General features: G+C 56.9%; 15 protein-coding genes, 1 pseudogene and 1 riboswitch. Of the genes and pseudogenes, 8 read left to right on the top strand and 8 right to left on the bottom strand.

The window, feature by feature from the left end; translation table 11 throughout:
• The first annotated feature begins 9 nt into the window (after positions 1–9).
• Complete coding sequence (locus EJD88_RS23545) at positions 10–912, top strand: transporter substrate-binding domain-containing protein (protein ID WP_158879141.1); 903 nt, start codon at positions 10–12, stop codon at positions 910–912.
• A 73-nt stretch (positions 913–985) separates the two neighbouring features.
• Here EJD88_RS23545 and EJD88_RS23540 read toward each other — a convergent pair whose 3' ends face one another.
• Both EJD88_RS23540 and EJD88_RS23535 read right to left on the bottom strand, forming a co-directional pair.
• The gene (locus tag EJD88_RS23540; protein WP_158879140.1) at positions 986–1705 is read right to left on the bottom strand and encodes a 16S rRNA (uracil(1498)-N(3))-methyltransferase; all 720 of its coding nucleotides are present in this window, start codon (positions 1703–1705) and stop codon (positions 986–988) included.
• A gap of 32 nt (positions 1706–1737) precedes the next feature.
• The gene (locus EJD88_RS23535) at positions 1738–3144 is read right to left on the bottom strand and encodes an adenosylmethionine--8-amino-7-oxononanoate transaminase (protein ID WP_112192651.1); all 1407 of its coding nucleotides are present in this window, start codon (positions 3142–3144) and stop codon (positions 1738–1740) included.
• Between the two features lie 272 nt (positions 3145–3416).
• Between EJD88_RS23535 and EJD88_RS23530 the strand changes: the two genes are divergently transcribed.
• Positions 3417–3968, top strand: a complete 552-nt coding sequence (locus EJD88_RS23530) for a cytochrome b (RefSeq protein WP_112192650.1) — start codon at positions 3417–3419, stop codon at positions 3966–3968.
• A 32-nt stretch (positions 3969–4000) separates the two neighbouring features.
• Positions 4001–4579: a YceI family protein gene (locus EJD88_RS23525; protein WP_099585807.1), complete on the top strand. Its 579-nt coding sequence runs from the start codon at positions 4001–4003 to the stop codon at positions 4577–4579.
• A gap of 94 nt (positions 4580–4673) precedes the next feature.
• On the opposite strand, the gene EJD88_RS23520 is transcribed toward EJD88_RS23525, so the two are convergent.
• The 5 genes from EJD88_RS23520 to ahcY all read right to left on the bottom strand — a co-directional run bounded on the left by EJD88_RS23520 (position 4674) and on the right by ahcY (position 11237).
• Complete coding sequence (locus tag EJD88_RS23520) at positions 4674–6560, bottom strand: DEAD/DEAH box helicase (protein WP_099585806.1); 1887 nt, start codon at positions 6558–6560, stop codon at positions 4674–4676.
• Between the two features lie 222 nt (positions 6561–6782).
• Entirely contained in the window at positions 6783–7574 is a 792-nt protein-coding gene (locus EJD88_RS23515; RefSeq protein ID WP_099585805.1) for an ABC transporter substrate-binding protein, read from the bottom strand.
• Between the two features lie 63 nt (positions 7575–7637).
• Positions 7638–8720 (bottom strand): hypothetical protein, encoded by a 1083-nt coding sequence (locus EJD88_RS23510; protein ID WP_099585804.1) that lies wholly within the window; start codon positions 8718–8720, stop codon positions 7638–7640.
• Between the two features lie 83 nt (positions 8721–8803).
• The gene (metF, locus tag EJD88_RS23505; RefSeq protein WP_099586237.1) at positions 8804–9649 is read right to left on the bottom strand and encodes a methylenetetrahydrofolate reductase [NAD(P)H]; all 846 of its coding nucleotides are present in this window, start codon (positions 9647–9649) and stop codon (positions 8804–8806) included.
• A gap of 178 nt (positions 9650–9827) precedes the next feature.
• Entirely contained in the window at positions 9828–11237 is a 1410-nt protein-coding gene (gene ahcY, locus EJD88_RS23500) for an adenosylhomocysteinase (RefSeq protein ID WP_017735703.1), read from the bottom strand.
• Between the two features lie 21 nt (positions 11238–11258).
• Positions 11259–11365: riboswitch (S-adenosyl-L-homocysteine riboswitch) on the bottom strand.
• Positions 11366–11563: 198 nt separating this feature from the next.
• On the opposite strand from ahcY, the gene EJD88_RS23495 reads away from it, so the two are divergent.
• From EJD88_RS23495 to EJD88_RS23485, 3 genes are all read left to right on the top strand, one after another.
• Positions 11564–11968, top strand: coding sequence for an acyl-CoA thioesterase (locus tag EJD88_RS23495; protein WP_099585803.1), 405 nt, complete (start codon positions 11564–11566; stop codon positions 11966–11968).
• Between the two features lie 100 nt (positions 11969–12068).
• Positions 12069–13985 (top strand): patatin-like phospholipase family protein, encoded by a 1917-nt coding sequence (locus EJD88_RS23490; protein WP_158879139.1) that lies wholly within the window; start codon positions 12069–12071, stop codon positions 13983–13985.
• A 71-nt stretch (positions 13986–14056) separates the two neighbouring features.
• On the top strand, positions 14057–14944 hold the full coding sequence (locus tag EJD88_RS23485) for a formate/nitrite transporter family protein (RefSeq protein WP_158879138.1): 888 nt from the start codon (positions 14057–14059) through the stop codon (positions 14942–14944).
• Here the strand turns inward: EJD88_RS23485 and EJD88_RS23480 are convergent.
• Positions 14938–15345 (bottom strand): annotated as a pseudogene (locus EJD88_RS23480) (cation:proton antiporter); the annotation flags it as partial. The gene EJD88_RS23485 and the pseudogene EJD88_RS23480 sit on opposite strands and share 7 nt — an antisense overlap.
• A gap of 78 nt (positions 15346–15423) precedes the next feature.
• Here EJD88_RS23480 and EJD88_RS23475 point away from each other — a divergent pair.
• Positions 15424–17712, top strand: a complete 2289-nt coding sequence (locus EJD88_RS23475; RefSeq protein WP_064361035.1) for a hypothetical protein — start codon at positions 15424–15426, stop codon at positions 17710–17712.
• Positions 17696–19783, top strand: a complete 2088-nt coding sequence (locus EJD88_RS23470) for a hypothetical protein (RefSeq protein ID WP_064361036.1) — start codon at positions 17696–17698, stop codon at positions 19781–19783. The genes EJD88_RS23475 and EJD88_RS23470 overlap by 17 nt, the downstream gene beginning before the upstream one ends.
• Positions 19784–19785 lie beyond the last annotated feature (2 nt).

The raw sequence follows: 19785 nt of genomic DNA, 5'->3' as shown, positions 1-19785 counted from the left end.
AGCATAACAATGAAAAAAATCCTGTTGACCGGCTGTACATTGGGGCTGTTGTTCGGGGCTCAGGTTCAGGCCAATGAACCGGCGCTGAACGGCACGTTGAGCAAGATCGCCAACGCCAAGTCCATCACCCTGGGCTATCGCGATGCGTCGGTGCCGTTTTCCTATGTGGGGGATCACAGCGGCAAGCCCATGGGCTATTCGGTGGACCTGGCGAGCAGGATTGTCGAGCGCGTCCAGCAGAAAACCGGGTTGTCTGACCTCAAGGTGAAGTACAACCTGGTGACGTCCCAGACCCGAATTCCGCTGGTGCAGAACGGCACCGTCGACCTGGAGTGCGGCTCCACCGGCGTGACCGCCGAGCGGCAGAAGCAGGTGGCGTTTTCCTATGGGTTTATCTACGTGAAAGGCCAGTTGCTGACGGCCAAAGACAGTGGCATCAAAGGCTTCAGCGATCTTGCGGGCAAGAACGTGGTGACCACCGCCGGCACCACCAACGAACGTTTTCTCAAGAGCTACAACGCCGAGCACAAAACCAATATGTTCGTGATCAGCGCCAAGGATCACGGCGAGGCGTTCAAGATGCTGGAGACGGGCCGCGCAGTGGCGTTCTACATGGACGACGCGCTGCTCTATGGCGAACGCGCCAAAGCCAGGGACCCGCACAATTGGGTCGTGGTGGGCGAGGAGCAGTCGCGGGAGATCTACAGCTGCATGGTGCGCAAGGACGATCCGCAGTTTCTCGCGGTGGTCAACGACACCTTGGGTGAGTTGTACCGCAGCGGCGAGATCAACGGGATCTACCAGCGCTGGTTTGAACAGCCGATTCCGCCCAAGGGCCTGAACCTGGAGTTCCCGATGACCAGTGAGTTGAAGGCGATCATTGCCAAACCGGTCAGCGACCCTGTCGAGTAAGACGGGGTAACCCAATCCAAATGTGGGAGGGGCAAGCTCCCTCTCACATTTTTGACTGGGTTGGCAAAGACGGTTAGAAGTCGCCCCAGAGTTGTTGGGCGACGGCCAATGCGACGACGGGCGCGGTCTCGGTGCGCAACACCCGCGGACCCAGGCGCGCTGCATGGAAGCCGGCACTTTGGGCAGTGTCGACTTCATGGTCGGTCAAGCCGCCTTCCGGCCCGATCAGGAAGGCCAGGCTCGACGGCTTGACATGGCTGATCATCGGCTCGGCCACCGGGTGCAGCACCAGCTTGAGGTCGGCTTCGGCCTGTTTCAGCCAGTCCGCCAGCAACAGCGGTGGGTGAATCAGCGGCACCGTGGAGCGTCCGCATTGCTCACACGCACTGATCGCCACTTGGCGCCAGTGCAGCAGGCGCTTGTCGGCGCGTTCGTCCTTGAGGCGCACTTCGCAGCGGTCGCTGAAAATCGGCGTGATTTGGTTGACCCCCAATTCAGTGGCTTTCTGGATCGCCCAATCCATGCGCTCGCCTCGGGACAGGCCCTGGCCGAGGTGGATGTGCAGCGGCGATTCAGCCTGGCCGTTGAAGCTTTCGGTGAGGTTTACGGTGACACGTTTTTTCCCGACCTCCAGCAAGGTGCCGCGAAACTCCTGGCCGGAGCCGTCGAACAATTGCACGGCGTCGCCGTCGACCATGCGCAGCACGCGGCTGATGTAGTGCGCCTGGGCTTCGGGCAGTTCATGGTCACCGAGGCTCAGCGGGGTGTCGGTGAAAAAGCGGGACAGTCTCATGTCTGTTCTCTGAAGAATTTAGGTAGGAGCCATCAGCCCGGGTCGCGAAAGCCTGGGTGGAAGTCTGTTGGCACGGCGACGCTGACCTTGCTGTTGGTCGCGATATCGATGCCTTCGCTGGCGACGGTGGCGAGGAAGTCGATCTGCTCCGGCGTAATCACATACGGCGGCAGGAAATACACCACGCTACCCAATGGCCGCAGCAGCGCGCCACGTTCCAGGGCGTGTTCGAACACCTTCAAGCCACGGCGTTCCTGCCACGGGTAGGCGGTCTTGGTGGCCTTGTCCTGGACCATTTCGATGGCCAATACCATGCCGGTCTGGCGCACTTCCGACACATGGGGGTGATCGACCAGGTGGGCAGTGGCGGTAGCCATGCGCTGGGCCAGGGCCTTGTTGTTTTCGATGACGTTGTCTTCTTCGAAAATATCCAGGGTTGCCAGAGCCGCCGCGCACGCCAGCGGGTTGCCGGTGTAGCTGTGGGAATGCAGGAAGGCGCGCAGGGTTGGGTAGTCATCGTAGAACGCGTCGTAGACGTCGTCCGTGGTGACCACGGCCGCCAGCGGCAGGTAGCCACCCGTCAGGGCCTTGGACAGGCACAGGAAGTCCGGGCGGATGCCGGCCTGCTCACAGGCGAACATCGTGCCGGTACGGCCGAAGCCTACGGCGATTTCATCGTGGATCAGGTGCACACCATAGCGGTCGCAGGCTTCGCGCAGCAGCTTGAGGTACACCGGGTGGTACATGCGCATGCCGCCTGCGCCCTGGATCAGCGGCTCGACGATCACGGCGGCGACGGTGGCGTGGTTTTCTGCCAGGGTCTGTTCCATGGCCAGGAACATGTTGCGCGAGTGCTCTTCCCAGCTCATGCCTTCGGGCCGCAGGTAGCAGTCCGGGCTTGGCACCTTGAGGGTGTCGAGCAGCAGCGCCTTGTAGGTCTCGGTAAACAACGGCACGTCGCCCACCGACATCGCCGCGATGGTTTCGCCGTGGTAGCTGTTGGTCAGGGTGACGAAGCGCTTTTTGTCCGGCAGGCCGCGGTTGAGCCAGTAGTGGAAGCTCATCTTCAGGGCGACTTCAATGCACGACGAACCGTTGTCAGCGTAGAAGCAGCGGGTCAGGCCTTCGGGCGTCATCGCCACCAGGCGCTCGGAGAGTTCAATCACCGGCTGATGGCTGAAACCGGCGAGGATCACGTGTTCCAACTGATCGACCTGGTCCTTGATGCGCTGGTTGATGCGCGGGTTGGCGTGGCCGAACACGTTGACCCACCAGGAACTGACGGCGTCGAGGTAGCGCTTGCCTTCGAAGTCTTCCAGCCAGACGCCTTCACCGCGCTTGATCGGGATGAGCGGCAGTTGCTGGTGGTCTTTCATCTGGGTGCAGGGATGCCACAGCACGGCGAGGTCGCGTTGCATCCACTGGTTGTTCAAGCCCATCGGTGATCTCCTCGAAGCGGTCCTGCGAGCGGCGCAGGCGAAACAATCGCGCAAGCCTATGCAATGGTGGCCTGGGTCACAAGCCATTGTCGGGAATTCGGAGTAAACACAGGACGGACTGTCACGTTTCTTAGGAATAGTCCTTAATCCTTGGTTAACTTATTGTGCATACGCTCCAGATCGTATTTCTCGATATTTCAAAGCGAAATTTTCCGCTTTAATTCGATAGGTAAAACGCTAATCTTGGGCGCGGCTCTTACGGGATTAAGTACATGCAGCTACGTAACTCTCCAGCCCGTTACGGCTGGGTCAGTATGATTTTGCACTGGGGCGTGGCCCTGGTTGTATTCGGTCTGTTCGCCCTGGGCTTGTGGATGGTCGGGCTCGACTACTACAGCGCCTGGCGCAAAGATGCGCCGGACCTGCACAAGAGCATCGGTATCACGCTGTTCGCCATCATGCTGGTGCGTATCGTCTGGCGCCTGCTCAGCCCGCCACCGCCACCGTTGGCCAGCTACAGCCGCCTGACCCGCCTCGGTGCTGCGTTTGGCCACGGGTTCCTCTATTTCGGCCTGTTTGCCGTGATGATTGCCGGTTACCTGATTTCCACCGCAGACGGTGTCGGTATCCCGGTGTTTGGCTTGTTTGAAATTCCTGCCGTGGTTTCCGGTCTACCGGACCAGGCAGACAACGCAGGCCTGGTGCATCTGTACCTGGCCTGGGTGCTCGTGGTCTTCGCTGGCCTACATGGCGTGGCTGCGTTGAAACACCACTTTATCGATCGTGATGCGACCCTCACGCGAATGCTGGGGCGCAAAGCCTGATGTTCAACCTCGACTCACAAGGAATATAAAGCATGTTGAAAAAGACACTCGCTGCTCTGGCACTCGGTACTGCTCTGCTGTCTGCCGGTCAGGTGATGGCCGCTGACTACAAAATCGACAAGGAAGGCCAGCACGCCTTCATCGACTGGAAAATCAGCCACCTGGGCTACAGCTTCATCCACGGTACCTTCAAGGACTGGGATGGCTCGTTCAGCTGGGATGCCGCCAAGCCTGAAGCCAGCAAAATCGCCGTCGACGTGAAAACCGCCAGCCTGTGGTCCAACCACGCTGAACGTGACAAGCACATCGCCAGCAAGGACTTCCTGGACGTTGCCAAGTTTGCTGACGCCAAGTTCGTGTCTACCGCTGTTAAATCCACCGGCGACAAAACCGCTGACGTGACCGGCGACCTGACCTTCCACGGCGTGACCAAGCCTGTGACCTTCAAGGCTACCTTCAACGGTGAAGGCAAGGATCCATGGGGTGGCGAGCGTGCTGGCTTCAACGCCAAGACCACGCTGAACCTGAATGACTTCGGCATCAAAGGCCCAGGCCCGTCGTCGCAGACTGTTGACCTGGACATCTCGCTGGAAGGCGTCAAGCAGAAGTAATTTCTGCCCACAGCAGGGCTCATTCGTTTTTGCTGAGTCCAAAAAAATGCCCCGTCTCGAAAGAGGCGGGGCATTTTTTATGGGGCTTTAAAACTCAGCGGTTGCGGGTCAGCAGCGCTGGTTTTTCACCACGAGGGCGGCCTGGCAGTTGATCCAACTGCTCAGGTGTCGGGAAGCGGTCAGCTTTCGACTCCTTGTGGATGATCTTCGGCGCCGGGCCACCGCGCGGGTTTTGCACGGCTGGCTCGGACGAACGAGGTTGGTCGTCACGGGCCGGTCGGCGGTTGTTGCTGCGCGAGTCTTCACGACGGGCCTGGCCGTCACGCGGTGCACCGCTACGCGGGCCGCTGCGCTTGGCAGGTGGAGTGCCGGTGGTGCCGCCGCTGCTGTTGCGCGGACCGTTTTGGCGAGCGCCCTGTGGCTGGCCGCCACGGGGTGCGCCCGTGCCTGCGCCCTGTGCTGGCGCACCTGGACGACGACCACGGCCTTGGGCCGGTTTGGCCTGGGGTACGTAGTCAACGCGGTTACCGAAGTTATCCACGTCGTCGTCGAGGAACTCGTCCGGGGCACGGTCGGCGGTAGCGCGGGGCGGCTGGCTTGGCTGACGCTGTTCGCGGGCCGGGGTCCCTTCACGGGGTTTCTGCTCGCGGGCAGGGCGTTCGCCACGGCCGTTGGCGGGCGCTTTTTCCTTGCCGCCTTTGTCTTTGCCTTTGTCACGACGACCACCGCCGCCACCGCCGCCGTTCGGGCCATCGCCCTTCGGACCGCGTGGGTTGCGTGGGTTACGCACGTCCGGACGTTCGCGCACTTCAGGCTTCTCGGCCTCTACGGCGCTGGCATCGAAGCCCATCAGGTCGCCGTCGGCGATTTTCTGCTTGGTCATGCGCTCGATGCTTTTCAGCAGTTTCTCTTCGTCCGGTGCGACCAGGGAAATGGCCTCGCCCGAACGACCGGCACGGCCAGTACGGCCGATACGGTGTACATAGTCTTCGTCGACGTTTGGCAGTTCGAAGTTGACCACATGTGGCAACTGGTCGATATCCAGGCCGCGTGCGGCGATATCGGTTGCTACCAGGATACGTACGCTGCCGGCCTTGAAGTCAGCCAGAGCCTTGGTGCGCGCGTTCTGGCTCTTGTTACCGTGGATGGCGACGGCGGTGAGGCCGTGCTTGTCCAGGTATTCAGCCAGACGGTTGGCACCGTGCTTGGTACGGGTGAACACCAGCACCTGTTCCCACGCGCCGTGGGTGATCAGGTGGGCCAGCAGCGAGCGCTTGTGACTGGCGGCCAGGCGGAACACGCGTTGCTCGATACGCTCGACCGTGGTGTTCGGTGGCGTGACTTCGATGCGTTCCGGGTTGTGCAGCAGCTTGCCGGCCAGGGCGGTGATGTCCTGGGAGAACGTTGCCGAGAACAGCAGGTTCTGACGTTTGGCCGGCAGGCGGGCGAGGACTTTTTTCACGTCATGGACAAAACCCATGTCGAGCATGCGGTCGGCTTCGTCCAGCACGAGGATTTCCACGTGGGACAAGTCGACGCTGCCTTGGCCGCACAGGTCGAGCAAGCGACCAGGGCATGCCACCAGCACGTCAACACCACGGGACATGGCCTGAACTTGTGGGTTCATGCCGACGCCGCCGAAGATGCAGGCGCTGACGAACTTCAAGTCGCGGGCATACAGCTTGAAGCTGTCGTGCACCTGGGCGGCGAGTTCGCGGGTAGGGGTCAGGACCAGTACGCGCGGTTGGCGCGGGCCGTGACGCTGGGATTTGTCCGGGTGACCATTGGGAAACAACCGCTCCAGAATCGGGAGGGCGAAGCCGCCGGTTTTACCAGTACCTGTCTGAGCCGCAACCATCAGGTCGCGACCTTGCAACACGGCGGGAATGGCCCGCTGTTGCACCGGAGTAGGCTCGGTATAGCCCGCTGCCTCGATGGCGCGGACTAAAGCCTCGGAGAGACCGAGGGAAGCAAAGGACATGAGTAATCCTGTTTTAGTTAGGGCTTGGCCCAAAGGGATAATCTTGCCGGGCGTGAATGGCGCTTAGGGGAGCGCAATCCCGTCCGGTCCTGCTGCGTCTGGCGGGCACTCCACCGGCTCGCGCGGGCTTCAAAGCTGCGCAGTAGCGGGGTTGGGTGCCTTTTTCAAGACCTCAGCGGCCGGGCGTAAGCCTGGCGGGAAGGCCGGAGTATAACAGAGCAATCACGGCGCGCCGCTTTCCTGCTGCTCAACGGCGTGTCCGAACGCTGTAAACGCTTGGATTCCACCATATTTGACGCTCAATTGCGTGTAGGCCGGCTCCTGTTTGAAGCGTTTGAGCTCGGCGGCAAAACGTTGCACCAACAGGTCCATGCCCGCGCCACGGCGTACGGCGAGGTATTGTTGCTGGCGGCTGACCACCACGGGGGCCTGGCTGACTTTGTTTTCCAGGCCCAGTGCCTTGATCACGTGCTGGCCCACCCGGCGGTCGGTGATCAACAGGTCGATGCGCCCCAGCAGCAATTTGCCGAAGTTGGCTTCATGGCTGGGGGCCGGCTCGCGGTTGAATTCGGTGGAGTCGATAAAGGGCGAACCGTACAGGTAGCCTGGCGACGTGCCGACCGTGAGGCCGCGCAGCTCGTCAAGGCTTTGGATCGGATGCGGACGTTCGTTGGCGTAGAACATTACGAACTCCACCTGCGACAGGGGTTCGCTGGGGTACAGCAACAGCGCGTCGCGGTCGTGACTGTGGAAAATATCCAGCGCACCGTCAGCATGACCTTGATCAAGCATGGCCAGGCAGCGCTTCCAGGGCAGGAACTGCCATTGCACCTCGACCCCCAGGCGCTGGAATACGATCACCGTGGTTTCGTAGTCCAGCCCGTGCATGGCGCCGTGTTCCTCATAGACATAAGGCGCCCACGGCTCGGTGACAATACGCAATTTCTCGCCGTAAGCGGCCAGGCTCAGGCAAGTAAAAAATGCAGCGGTCAACAGCTTCAGAATGACGGGCATACCCTGAGGTTACGACGCCCGTGAGCTAAAGAGAAGCTCTGGCGCAAGCTTCTGCGGGCGCTGCTATTTTGTGGGCGAGGTCATCAGGTGTTCGTAGATGGCTGCACGTCGCTCGCCGAGAATCAGCCGCACCACAGGGTTGGCGAACCAATGTTCGAGTTGGTGCGCGTCGACGGGGGATTTCTGGCGTTCTTCCTGGTTCTGCAGCGCCTTGTCCCACCAAACCGGGCCACAGGCTTGGTCGAATTCATTTTCGTGCTCGTAGCAGCCGTAGAGAATCTCGCGGATGAACTGCTGCTTGCGCTTGGGCAGCGCCAGGGTGATCAGCTTGTACATCAAGCGTTGCAGGCGTGGCGGACGGGGCAGGTGCGCGGAGACCTTGCGTGTATCGGCCAGGGCCTGGGCGCAGAGCGGGTCGGCGGCGTGCTTGGTCACCCACGCCTTGACCTTGGCCCGGAACAACTGCTTGCGGCTCCAGTAGTGATGGATGAGGTCGGGGCACTGGCGGACGTCGAGTGTGCGGTACGCGGCCACCGACAGGCAGAACTCTTCCAGGGTGTAGGCGCCGCGGGCCATGGGGAACAGTTCGTCCATCAGCTCGATCGAGCGATCCAGAATGTGCGCGTCTTGCCGGGTCAGGCCCATGACGCCGGAGTTGAGCAGCCACATTTCGTCGTCGGCCAGGCCTTTGTCGGCCAAGTGTTTGGCCAGGGCTTCATACAGCACGCTTTCGTGGTTATCGCCGTACTTGGCGTGGAAGGCATTGCACAGCACGGCGCCAGGTGCGACGCGTTCGAACAGCGCCATGGGCGAATCGTGGAAAAACGTGTCGGTGTCGATCAGCAGCGCCCGTTCAGCCGTTTGCAGCACCTGGCGCAACAGCACATGTTTGGTGCGGAAGTGGTAGCCGTGGGGCTCGCTCCAGCGCTGGCGCGTCGCGTCGTCCAATACATGGACCTGCACCGGCAGGCCACGGTAGGGCGCCGGATTGTCGCTGAAGACCTGGATATCCAATGGCATGTCCTGGGGGCCGCCCAGGTGAGAAAGGGCACTGGCGATACTGAATACGGCTTCCTGATGGTAGGTCTCGGCGCCGAATACCAGGTAGATCAGCTGCGGGCGGGGAGTCGGGGACGCTGTATTCATTTACTGCTGGTTTCCTTTCCGAGGATATACAGGCAAAAAAAGCCCCCGTGATAACGAGGGCCGGATACTGCTATTAAACTGGCCTAGCGTGGCAGTTTAAGGTTGTTCCAGATAGCAAGGCTCGGCTCAGCCTGGTTCAGGGTATAGAAGTGCAACCCTGGTGCGCCACCTTGTAACAAACGCTCACACATTTCGCTGATGACCTGCTCACCGAACGCCTGGATGCTCTTGACGTCGTCGCCGTAGGCTTCCAGTTGCTTGCGTACCCAGCGTGGGATCTCGGCACCGCAAGCGTCGGAGAAGCGCGCCAGCTTGCTGTAGTTGGTGATCGGCATGATGCCCGGCACGATTGGGATGTTCACACCCATCGCCCGTACACGTTCGACGAAGTAGAAGTAGCTGTCGGCGTTGAAGAAGTACTGGGTGATCGCGCTATTGGCGCCAGCGTTGGCCTTGCGCACGAAGTTTTGCAGATCGTCTTCGAAATTGCGCGCTTGAGGATGCATCTCCGGGTAAGCCGCCACTTCGATATGGAAGTGATCGCCGCTTTCTTCGCGGATGAAGCTCACCAGGTCATTGGCGTAGCGCAGCTCACCGCTGGCCATGCCCATGCCGGAGGGCAGGTCGCCACGCAGGGCGACAATGCGCTGGATGCCGGCAGCCTTGTATTGGGTCAGCAGGCCGCGCAGGTCGTCCTTGCTGTCGCCCACGCACGACAAGTGCGGAGCGGCGGGAACTTTGACTTCGCTTTCGAGCTGCAACACGGTGTTGATCGTGCGATCACGTGTCGAACCGCCGGCGCCGTAGGTGCAGGAGAAGAAATCAGGGTTGTAGCTGGCCAACTGCTTGGCAGTCGCCATCAGTTTTTCATGCCCAGCATCGGTCTTGGTCGGGAAGAACTCGAAGCTGTAGCGACGGTCTTGGGACATGGTCATACCCTTGGAAGCTCATAATTGCGCAATATGCACACCGTCGATGTGGGAGGGGGCTTGCCCCCGATAGCGGAGTGTCAGTTAGTAAATATATCGACTGACCCACCGCCATCGGGGGCAAGCCCCCTCCCACATTAGAAGCCCGCCCCCACTAGGAGAGCAGGCAGCAGGCATATCAGTAGCGGTAAGCGTGCGGCTTGAACGGACCTTCAACGGTCACGCCGATGTAGTCGGCCTGAGTCTTGGTCAGTTGAGTCACTACGCCGCCGAAGCCGCGGACCATTTCCAGGGCCACTTCTTCGTCGAGTTTCTTCGGCAGTACTTCCACGGTCAGGCGCTCTGCTTTCTGGGCAGGCGACAGGTCGGCGTATTTCTGGCCGAACAGGAAGATCTGGGCCAGTACCTGGTTGGCGAACGAGCCATCCATGATGCGGCTTGGGTGGCCAGTGGCGTTACCCAGGTTAACCAGACGGCCTTCAGCCAGCAGGATCAGGTAGTCGTCGTTCTGCGGGTCGAAATCGCCAGCACCGGTACGGTGAACCTTGTGCACCTGTGGCTTCACTTCTTCCCATGCCCAGTTCTTGCGCATGAAAGCGGTGTCGATTTCATTGTCAAAGTGGCCGATATTGCAGACAACGGCGCGCTTCTTCAGGGCTTTGAGCATGTTTGCGTCGCAAACATTCACGTTGCCGGTGGTGGTCACGATCAGGTCGATCTTGCCCAGCAGGGCCTTGTCGATGCTCGCTTCGGTGCCGTCGTTCTGGCCGTCGATGAACGGCGAAACCACTTCGAAACCGTCCATGCAGGCTTGCATGGCGCAGATCGGGTCAACTTCGGAGACCTTGACGATCATGCCTTCCTGACGCAGGGACTGGGACGAACCCTTGCCCACGTCACCGTAGCCGATCACCAGGGCTTGCTTGCCCGACAGCAGGTGGTCGGTGCCGCGCTTGATGGCGTCGTTCAGGCTGTGACGGCAGCCGTACTTGTTGTCGTTCTTGCTCTTGGTCACCGAGTCATTGACGTTGATGGCCGGGATTTTCAGCTCGCCCTTGGCCAGCATGTCCAGCAGGCGGTGTACGCCAGTGGTGGTTTCTTCGGTGACGCCGTGGACGCGGTCCAGGATCGCCGGGTATTTCTTGTGCAGCAACTCGGTCAGGTCGCCGCCGTCATCGAGGATCATGTTGGCATCCCAAGGCGCGCCATCTTTGAGGATGGTTTGCTCCAGGCACCACTCGTACTCTTCTTCGGTTTCGCCTTTCCAGGCGTAAACCGCGATACCGGCAGCAGCGATCGCAGCGGCGGCCTGGTCTTGAGTCGAGAAGATGTTGCAGGACGACCAACGCACTTCGGCACCCAGGGCAACCAGGGTTTCGATCAGTACGGCAGTCTGAATGGTCATGTGGATACAGCCGAGAATCTTCGCGCCCTTGAGCGGTTGCTCGCCGGCATACTTGCGACGCAGGCCCATCAGGGCTGGCATCTCGGATTCGGCGATAAAGGTTTCGCGACGGCCCCAGGCGGCGAGGGACATGTCGGCGACTTTGTAGTCGGTGAAATCTGCAGGCGTGTTGACAGCGCTCATGAAGAGCCTCCATTCGTAGTGTGCGAATGGGCGCCGTTGTGCGTTTAGTATCAGGCCAGGGGAATCAGGCCGGACAACGCCCCATCCGAGCCTGACAGGTTGAACCTGCTGCAGCGCCCCTCGGACAGGTGGCGGGAGAACGGTATCAATTGAAAATGACCGTTTTGAAACGGGGGCGATTATAGCCGTGTGCGCCAGACTTCCCAAGCCTTTCTGTCGGCGGCATGAAGATCGTTCATGGGCTTGATAGGCAATGGCTCATAGAGCTTGGGCCTGGGCTCTGCCATGATGTTGCCCATCATTCGGCAAGACGCTTTGGAGTGACCATGAACTTCCACACCCGCAAATGGGTAAAGCCCGAAGACCTCAACCCCAACGGCACCCTGTTCGGCGGTAGCCTGCTGCGCTGGATCGACGAAGAGGCAGCTATCTACGCCATCGTCCAACTGGGCAACCAACGGGTGGTGACCAAATACATTTCCGAAATCAACTTCGTCAGCGCGTCGCGCCAGGGCGACATTATCGAGTTGGGTATCACCGCCACCGAGTTCGGCCGCACCTCCATCACGCTGACCTGTGAAGTGCGCAACAAGATCACCCGCAAAAGCATCCTCACCGTGGAAAAAATGGTCTTCGTCAACCTCGGCGAAGACGGCCTGCCGGCCCCTCACGGCCGTACAGAGATCAAATACGTGAAAGACCAGTTCCAGGATGACAGCCTTCGTGAATAACACGGCAGCGCTTGGATTTTAGTTACCGGGTCATTCTGCGTGGATCTTTTTGTAGCGTGCTCATCACTCAGTCTCACACCCTGCAGTGAGAGGCTTGCGTATGAAAGTGTCCGGTTCCGTTCATCAGGTTCAGCCGCCGTTGCCTTGTCCTTTGGACCCAAGCAGTAGCACCTCGTTGGTCGAGGGTCTAGGGCCCCGTAAGTTGAGCCTCTATCGCGACAGTAGTGGCGCAGTGGAGGTGGTTTTGTCACCGCCTGCGCCTGGACACCTGGTGCTCAGCGGTGGCGGTGCCAAAGGTGTGGCCTTTTCCGGGATGACGCAGGCGCTTGAAGATGTCGGGAAAATGCAGGGTATCAAGGTGGTGTCCGGCTCATCCGCGGGGGCGATTTCTGGCGTATTGCTTGCCAGCGGAATAGGCGGCAAGGCGTTCGATAGCCTGCTGGATCGTATCGACCTGCCCGGTTTGCTCAACAGCCAAGACCCGGTAACAGCCTGGTTGCAAGATGCAAGTTCGACCCTTGGCAAGCTCGCCAAGCGACTGCCTGGTCCGGTTGGTAATATTTCCCAGCTCTTATTGACCATGATGCCGCGCCTGCAAAGCGAGGCACCCCTATTGGTAGAGATGATGCGCAATGAGTCGCGCAAATCAATTCTCGCCCATATCGCCGACACGCCCAGGGCCACCCGGCCAGCAGAACTCATGAAGATTGCCGACCGGCTCAGTGCCGGAGGGGCGCCCACCTTTCGCGATCTTGAGGTGTTGAATCGCGTTATCCCTGCAATCAAGCAACTCAATATCACCGGCACAGCTATGTTCGACGGTCGCCCGCAGTTGGTGGTGTTCAACGCCAACCTGACCCCAGACATGGACATCGCCCGCGCTGCCCATATTTCGGGTTCGTTGCCGATGCTGTTCAAGAGCCCGGTCGAGCAGGGCCAAGGATTTCAGGAGGGTTCAGAAGTTACGGCCTTTCGCGATGGTGGGCTGCTCCTCAATACCCCGGCTCCCAATGTCATTGACCGTTCGGCGCCAGAGAGCATCTGGAGCAGAGACGAGCCGCTGATCGTCCAATTCGAATCCGAAAAGCCTGCAACGCCGCAAAAAAGCGGTGGTTTTTTCAGTCATCTGGTCGACACCTTTACCGATACTCCGCACACGGCGGCCGAGGCTTATCAAGATGATCGGCTCAAAACACTCGCTGATCAGACCGTGACGTTGCCGCTGAACACCACAAAAGGTGACTTCCGCGGCCTGCTCAATGGCACCGTCAACTTCACCATGACCCCTGAACAGAAAAATTATCTGCAGGCGCTGGCGCGTCAAGCGGTAGCGGCCCATCTGGAAAGGCGTGACACAACACGTGAGCATCATCCGTTCGCCTCATTGGAAAGCGCGCTGTTGGCGATGGATGATGAACACATCACCCGTGTTCAGGGTCACTTGGAGAATGATCCGGCTGCCGGAGCCGTACTGAAGTTTCGCGAGGATGCTTACGAGGCGTTGGGGGTGCTGGACGGTGCGATTACGGATGCCAATCAATCTGCAGGAGCGCTTGCGCTCACGCCGAAGTTGGCATCGGCGCTACGTAACCTGGACGCACTTGCTCGTCGGCCCGAACAAGTCGAGTGGCTGGGGCAGCGCCTTAATGCCGGTGGGCAGCGTAACTTCCAGCAGCTTTTGCAGATGGGCGCCATGCAGGCATTGGTTAAAACGCCAATCTCCAAGGTCATGACCAGTGCTGTCGCCGAAATGCAGAGGCGTGATCTCGCGGTGAGGGCTGAGAACTTCACCCGTGAGGTCATTTACCCATCGCAGTACCGCCCGGGCCAGCCAGATGCCAATGTCGAGTTGTTGCAAGCGGCGGCGCGTGACTTGGCCAAAGCGACCACGCCGGCAGCATTCAACCGCGTGCTTGACGGCATTGTTCAAAATTACGGAGCACGCAATAAACCCTGGGGTAAGCCGGTCAATTCCACGACTGTGGAACAGGCCAGGGCCTGGCGTATTCCGGTTTAGTGACCTGGCCACTGAACAGCCATCGCTGGGGCGTGTCGTAGCTACAGGCACCCCTTGGACTCTGGACCATCATGGCCAAACACGAAGACGGCAAAACTCCCAACCTTTCGCAGGAAGAGCAGCAGGATGTGGACGATAACCAGCCACCCCGTGCAGCGGTGCTGCATGAAATCATCCGCACCCAGGGTGACCAGGAACTGGAGCGCAACGTGGCCGCCTTGTGGTGGTCGGCATTGGCCGCCGGGTTGACCATGGGCCTGTCGCTGATGGCCATGGGGCTGCTCAATTCACGCCTGCCCGAGGGTGAAGCATTCAAGGTGATTGCCAGCTTCGGCTACTGTGCGGGCTTTCTGGCGGTGATTCTTGCGCGCCAGCAACTGTTCACTGAAAACACTCTTACCGCCGTGCTGCCGGTCATGAGCAAGCCAACTCTGGCCAATGCCGGGCGTCTGCTTCGGCTGTGGTCAGTAGTGCTGGTCGGCAACCTCTGCGGCACCCTGTTGGTGGCCTATGTGATGCTGCACCTGCCGATCTTCGATACCAAGACCGACATGGCCTTCCTGGAGATCGGGCGCAAGATCATGGAAAACGACCCCGGTCAGATGTTCGCCAAGGGCATCATCTCCGGCTGGATGATCGCCACCATGGTGTGGATGATTCCATCGATGGAAAGCGCCAAGATGTGGATCATCATCCTGATCACCTACCTGATGGCGCTGGGGGATTTCACCCATATCGTGGTGGGTTCGGCAGAAGTGTCTTATCTGGTGTTTGCCGGCGAGCTGCCGTGGAAGGATTTCTGGCTGGTGTTTGCCGGCCCGACACTGGCCGGCAACATCATCGGGGGCAGCTTTATCTTTGCCTTGATCAGCCATGCGCAGATTCGCAGCGAAGGCAGCCTGCCGGGCAAGAAGGCTGCGGACCCAAGGCATCCGCAGCGTATCGACCAGGATCAGTGAGCGTCAGGCGTGGCTTGGGGCTCGTCCCGGGTCACGCGCTTGACCAGCTTGCCGATGCTCAACCCCTGCAACAGGATCGAGGACAGCACCACGATGTAGGTGATGCTCAGCAGCAAGTCGCGCTCCGGGCCCAGCGGCAGGGCCAACGCCAATGCCACCGAAACCCCGCCGCGCAAGCCGCCCCAGGTCAGGATGCGGATGGTCCCGCGCGGCACCGCGCGCCAGCGGCGCAGCAGCAGGATCGCCGGGGCTACGGTCAGCAAGCGCGAAAGCAGGATCGCCACTGCCAGCAAACTGGCCGCAAATACGTGCAGCCAATTGAACGGCAACAGCAGCAGTTCCATGCCGATCAGTGCAAACAGCAAGGCGTTGAGCATGTCGTCGAGCAACTCCCAAATTTTGCCATTCGCATTTTTTTGTCAGTTGCCTGTGTTGCCTGTAGACTAGGCATCTTAGCCAGCTGAGCACGGATTTCGTAAGTGACAATCGTCAAAAAAGGGTCACCCATCGAAACCTATCCCTTCCGAGCCCTGGCGCCTGAGGTGGTGGAGTTGTTTCAGCGCTGCGCTGAGCTTAGGAAGGTGCCGTCAACAACGACACTGAAGCTTCTCGAATGCTTTTGTGACATCACCAACCAGACCTTGTCTTTTTTGAAGCTCTCATCATCAGCGCTGACTGACATCGTTGCGGGTTTTCAAGGAGCGTTGTTTGAACAGGATTTGGTCGGTACGTCTGACGTGACGCGCGCGAAGATTTCCGTTTATCTACAAGATATTCTGCTCGAAGCACGTAATTACGTCCCTTCCATGCCGCCGACTGAATTTGGGAGCGGGCTAAGAAAAAAATATAATCCGAAGTGGAGAAAAATACTTCTTGGTGTTGACCTGGGTAAAGTCAAATATTGGACTGGATGGCCTGTAGAGAACCGTAAAGGCACCACTTTGTATTGTCACTTTGCCAATATGTATAACAGCCATGGTCATGATTTTACATATGGTCTGTATGAGCAGTTGCGATTCCATATTTCCGGGTATGGGACGACACAGTTGACTATGCCCAATAAGATGGCTGACTTCCTGAGTGAGAATAGTGATTCCTGGCCTGAGGACACGTTTAACGATTCGACAATGATTTATAATTTCTTCTGGGATTTCAGAAAGAGTTTTTTCATGAGTGGCGAGGCCCTAGGGCTGGATATCGACGCACAAATGAAAACCTGGAATAAATATATTGGGTTCGTCGAGAAGATATTTATTCTTCCAGGTGTATGGGTCGAGCCCTTGGGCGGAAAACTGCCTTTGGCACCTGCGAAGCGAATTGATGGTCAGTCGACTAACATTCGAACGAATGATGATGGTGCTGATGTAAAGGTAAAGCTCGTACTGGAAATACCGTTACATCTTACTGAGTCTGAAGCTATTGAAGTTTTATTCATTTCCATATCTAAGCGGCTGAAGATTATTGAGAGCTGGGCCACAGCGCAGATTGCTGATCTATATGGTAGGGTTCTTCGTCGTAAACAGCTCGCTGCGCAGGGCGAATTAGTAGACACGACTAAGCGTAAGAAGGGACACCTATTAATAATTCCCAATATTTGCTGCATTTTTGAGACGTACGGCTACGGAGAGCCTTACAGTCACTACGCTTCTTTATCAGTGGATACAAAAGATTCTCAGACGCCTGCTTATGATTTGGCTAGTTACATGGGGATGCCACTGGCCGGAAGCCTCATGCCATTTCAGCTCCTACTTATCCTAAGGCATCCGATAATTACGTCAGAGTTTCTGGTTGATTTCGATCTCTGGAATAAGCTGGGGCAGAGATCAGGATATGTATTGGATGGGGCGGTATATAAGCTGGTGGGGTACAAAGATCGTAAGGGGGCAGGAAGGTCTGAGCAGAAAATTACGCTAACCCCAGAAACTAAAGCTTTGGTCGACCAAATTATTGAGATTACTGCGCCCCTACGTGAGTATCTGAAGTCGCAGGGTAATCCCATATGGAGAAAATTGTTCATCACATGCGGTAACGCATTTTCTCCGCCAGTCAAGAGCACCCTAGCACCGTGGTCGAGGTCAACACTCAGACCTGGTACATACTTGAGAACTAATCTTTTAACTCAGTTTCGTCCTCACACAGAAATGCCCGAAGATGACCTCGTTAAGTTTTTGGAGATGGTGAGTGCATCTTCAGTGCGCGCATCCCGAGTCGCCGAGATATTTATTAAGACGCACAGCGCTGAAACTACCTCTCAGGCTTTAGGTCATGAGAGCTACGATCCTAATCTCATGGATCACTACCTCCCCAAAGTGATCATCGATTTCCTTCATGAGAGGCGCATGCGAGTATTCAATAAAATATTAATTTGTCATAGCCTTCAAGATAGCCCGTTTTTATTTCGGGCGAGTAATTTTTCAAGCGTGGCTGAATTAGATACTTTCCTAGTGAATCATGCTTTTGGGGATGTCCCTGCATATCTTCAAGATCCAGAGGGCCGCCATGAAAAGCTTGAGAACGACGGGACTGTATATGCGTTAGTGTCTGCAGATATTTTGAGCGTGCTGCTTTCGATAAAACAGGCTGTTGAGCAAGCGCCAACCAATCAGAAAGTTAATGCTAAGGCCGTGTACTGGGCGACCTACACAGGCTTTCTTGAGAGGGAGATCAGTAAGCATCGAGATGCAACTTATCGGAGCGAACTCTACAGGGCGTCATTAATAGCAAACGCAGAGTCTATGGAGAGATTTGTTTATGAATGCGCCCTCTAAACTTGGCTTCCTAAGTGAGCCTCGCTTGGCGCCGGCAGAAGCTTTTCGCAAAGCTTCCTGGCTGACCACTGATTTTAATGCTTCCGTCTGGCATGTGAATTTCAGCGGTGATCCCATCCCACTCAACTGGAAGGTCGCTCTAGACAACAATTCATACCTGACTGATGACGAGAATCTAGATCTATTGAATGGTCTCAAATATTCGCTCATTGGCGCCACGCGAAATAGCCTGGTTGAAATGGCTAACTCTCAATGTGTTGAGACATTAAGGCGGAAGTTTCACGCAGCTGTAGGTGTTATTGACTGTCTGCTAATACATTCACGTGCGCTTAAACTTTCAAGTGCAGGGTTGGCAGGTTTGTCTGAAGGCGATATAAAATGGATACTAAATAAGCTGTCTTCAGAATCTTCCGTGGCCGAAGCGCTGTATGATTGGTCAGGCAAATTGTGTGAGTATGCTCTAGCACTGTTGAATGAGATCCCGAGCGAGACGATTGCTTCCCTATTGGAAGCGAATCCGTCGATGTCAGAGATAAGTTCTACTCAGCTCGAGTCTAACGAGCTTGATATTACGGTTGATAATGTTCCACGTATTCGGGCCGCTTTATACTATAAAGGCCACTACGACGGACATAGAGGTGCTGGCTATACGGTAAACTCTGTACGTATCTCAAACGAAATTTACAAAAATACTATCCGTGGCAGCTTGGCCAAACCGAGGCATGAAATCCTTAGTTTTTATCCGCTTGGAGAATCCTATAAGCGTGAGATGGAGGGGGTCAAGGTTGTTTCTAGTTCGGGGAGTCTTATGGCTGAGTCCCAGTACAGGCTATTTTACAATTTCTTATATGGAATGGGGCTGCTTAAAGATCTTGGTATGCCAGGGCCTAGTGAGCGAGTCTTGGATCGAATTAAAGGTTACACGCCAGAGCTCGCCAAGCCTGGTCGTTTTGTGACAATCCCGTCTGGCACCATTTTTAAGTTATTCAAAGGTGCTGTCGAGTTTCATTACGAGCTGGGCCCGCTCGTGGTTGAGGGATTTTGCAGGTTGGCTCGATACTGTGATGAGCATGACAAGTCGCTTACAAGCCTAACAGATGAACAGGTTGTTTCAATTGTAGGAAGTGATTTGGAGCGTCACGGCGTAACGAAGCTGGGGCTTGGTTGTAGAAATACAAGTGATGTCGATGGCAGTGGTCTTGAAAATCGCAAGGGAGCGAAAGAGGACTATTTTGAGCGGCTCAGATCCAATGTAGGCTTGCTAGAACTTGTCTATGTTTATATTGGAGTTATTCAATTCGTTGTTGGTTTACTTATGGCTCGGCGAATCGACGAGCTTTTGCAGATCCCATCAGCACAAGCATTCGACTCCACGAATACATGGCTGATGTTTAAGAGAGAAAAGAGCACAGTAAATACGTATGGTCTCCGTAAGTATGATGCTAGGCCTATAGATCCTCTTGCTGTACAGATGCTTGCGCAATTAGTGCGGCTCCAAGAGGAGCTGATTAATGCGGGTTTCTCGGCTGAAGCTCCTACTATTTTCTCTGTTCCTTCTCTGCATGGAAGAAAGGTACTATATTCGGCCACGAAAACAAGCATGAGTACCTGCTTCGACTTCTTTTGTGATTATTTCGAGAGCGAAGTTAATGAGGTCGGTCTTCGGTATTACATCAGACAACACCAGTTGCGACGTGTAGCAGCTTTGTTGTTTTTTCACGCGTATGGGAAAGGACGCATAGATACACTGCGTTGGATTCTCGGGCATAACGATATCGAGCACGCATGGAGGTACATTACATCTGCTACAGATGGAGCATCCCTCCGTGGTGCGGAAGCTCAAATAATTGCTGAGAAATTCTTTTCTGGTGATGTGCATAATTATAAGTCATTACGTGCGTTGATGAAGGAGCAGTTTGGAACGGATGATCTTCGCCTTGTAGATCAAGAGTCCTTTTCAGAGCGCTTGGAACACTTGATGAGTAAAGGTATTGTAAGATTTGAACCCGTATTTGTTATTGGAACTAATGGCAAAGAAATGCAGGTTCTTGTTCACGTAAAGGGCGCATAGTC

This window comes from Pseudomonas sp. PB105, assembly GCF_009764655.1.
GTDB classification, from domain to species: domain Bacteria; phylum Pseudomonadota; class Gammaproteobacteria; order Pseudomonadales; family Pseudomonadaceae; genus Aquipseudomonas; species Aquipseudomonas cyclaminis.
Note: the sequence above shows the minus strand (reverse complement) of the source record. Positions and strands in the feature narration are given on the sequence as shown.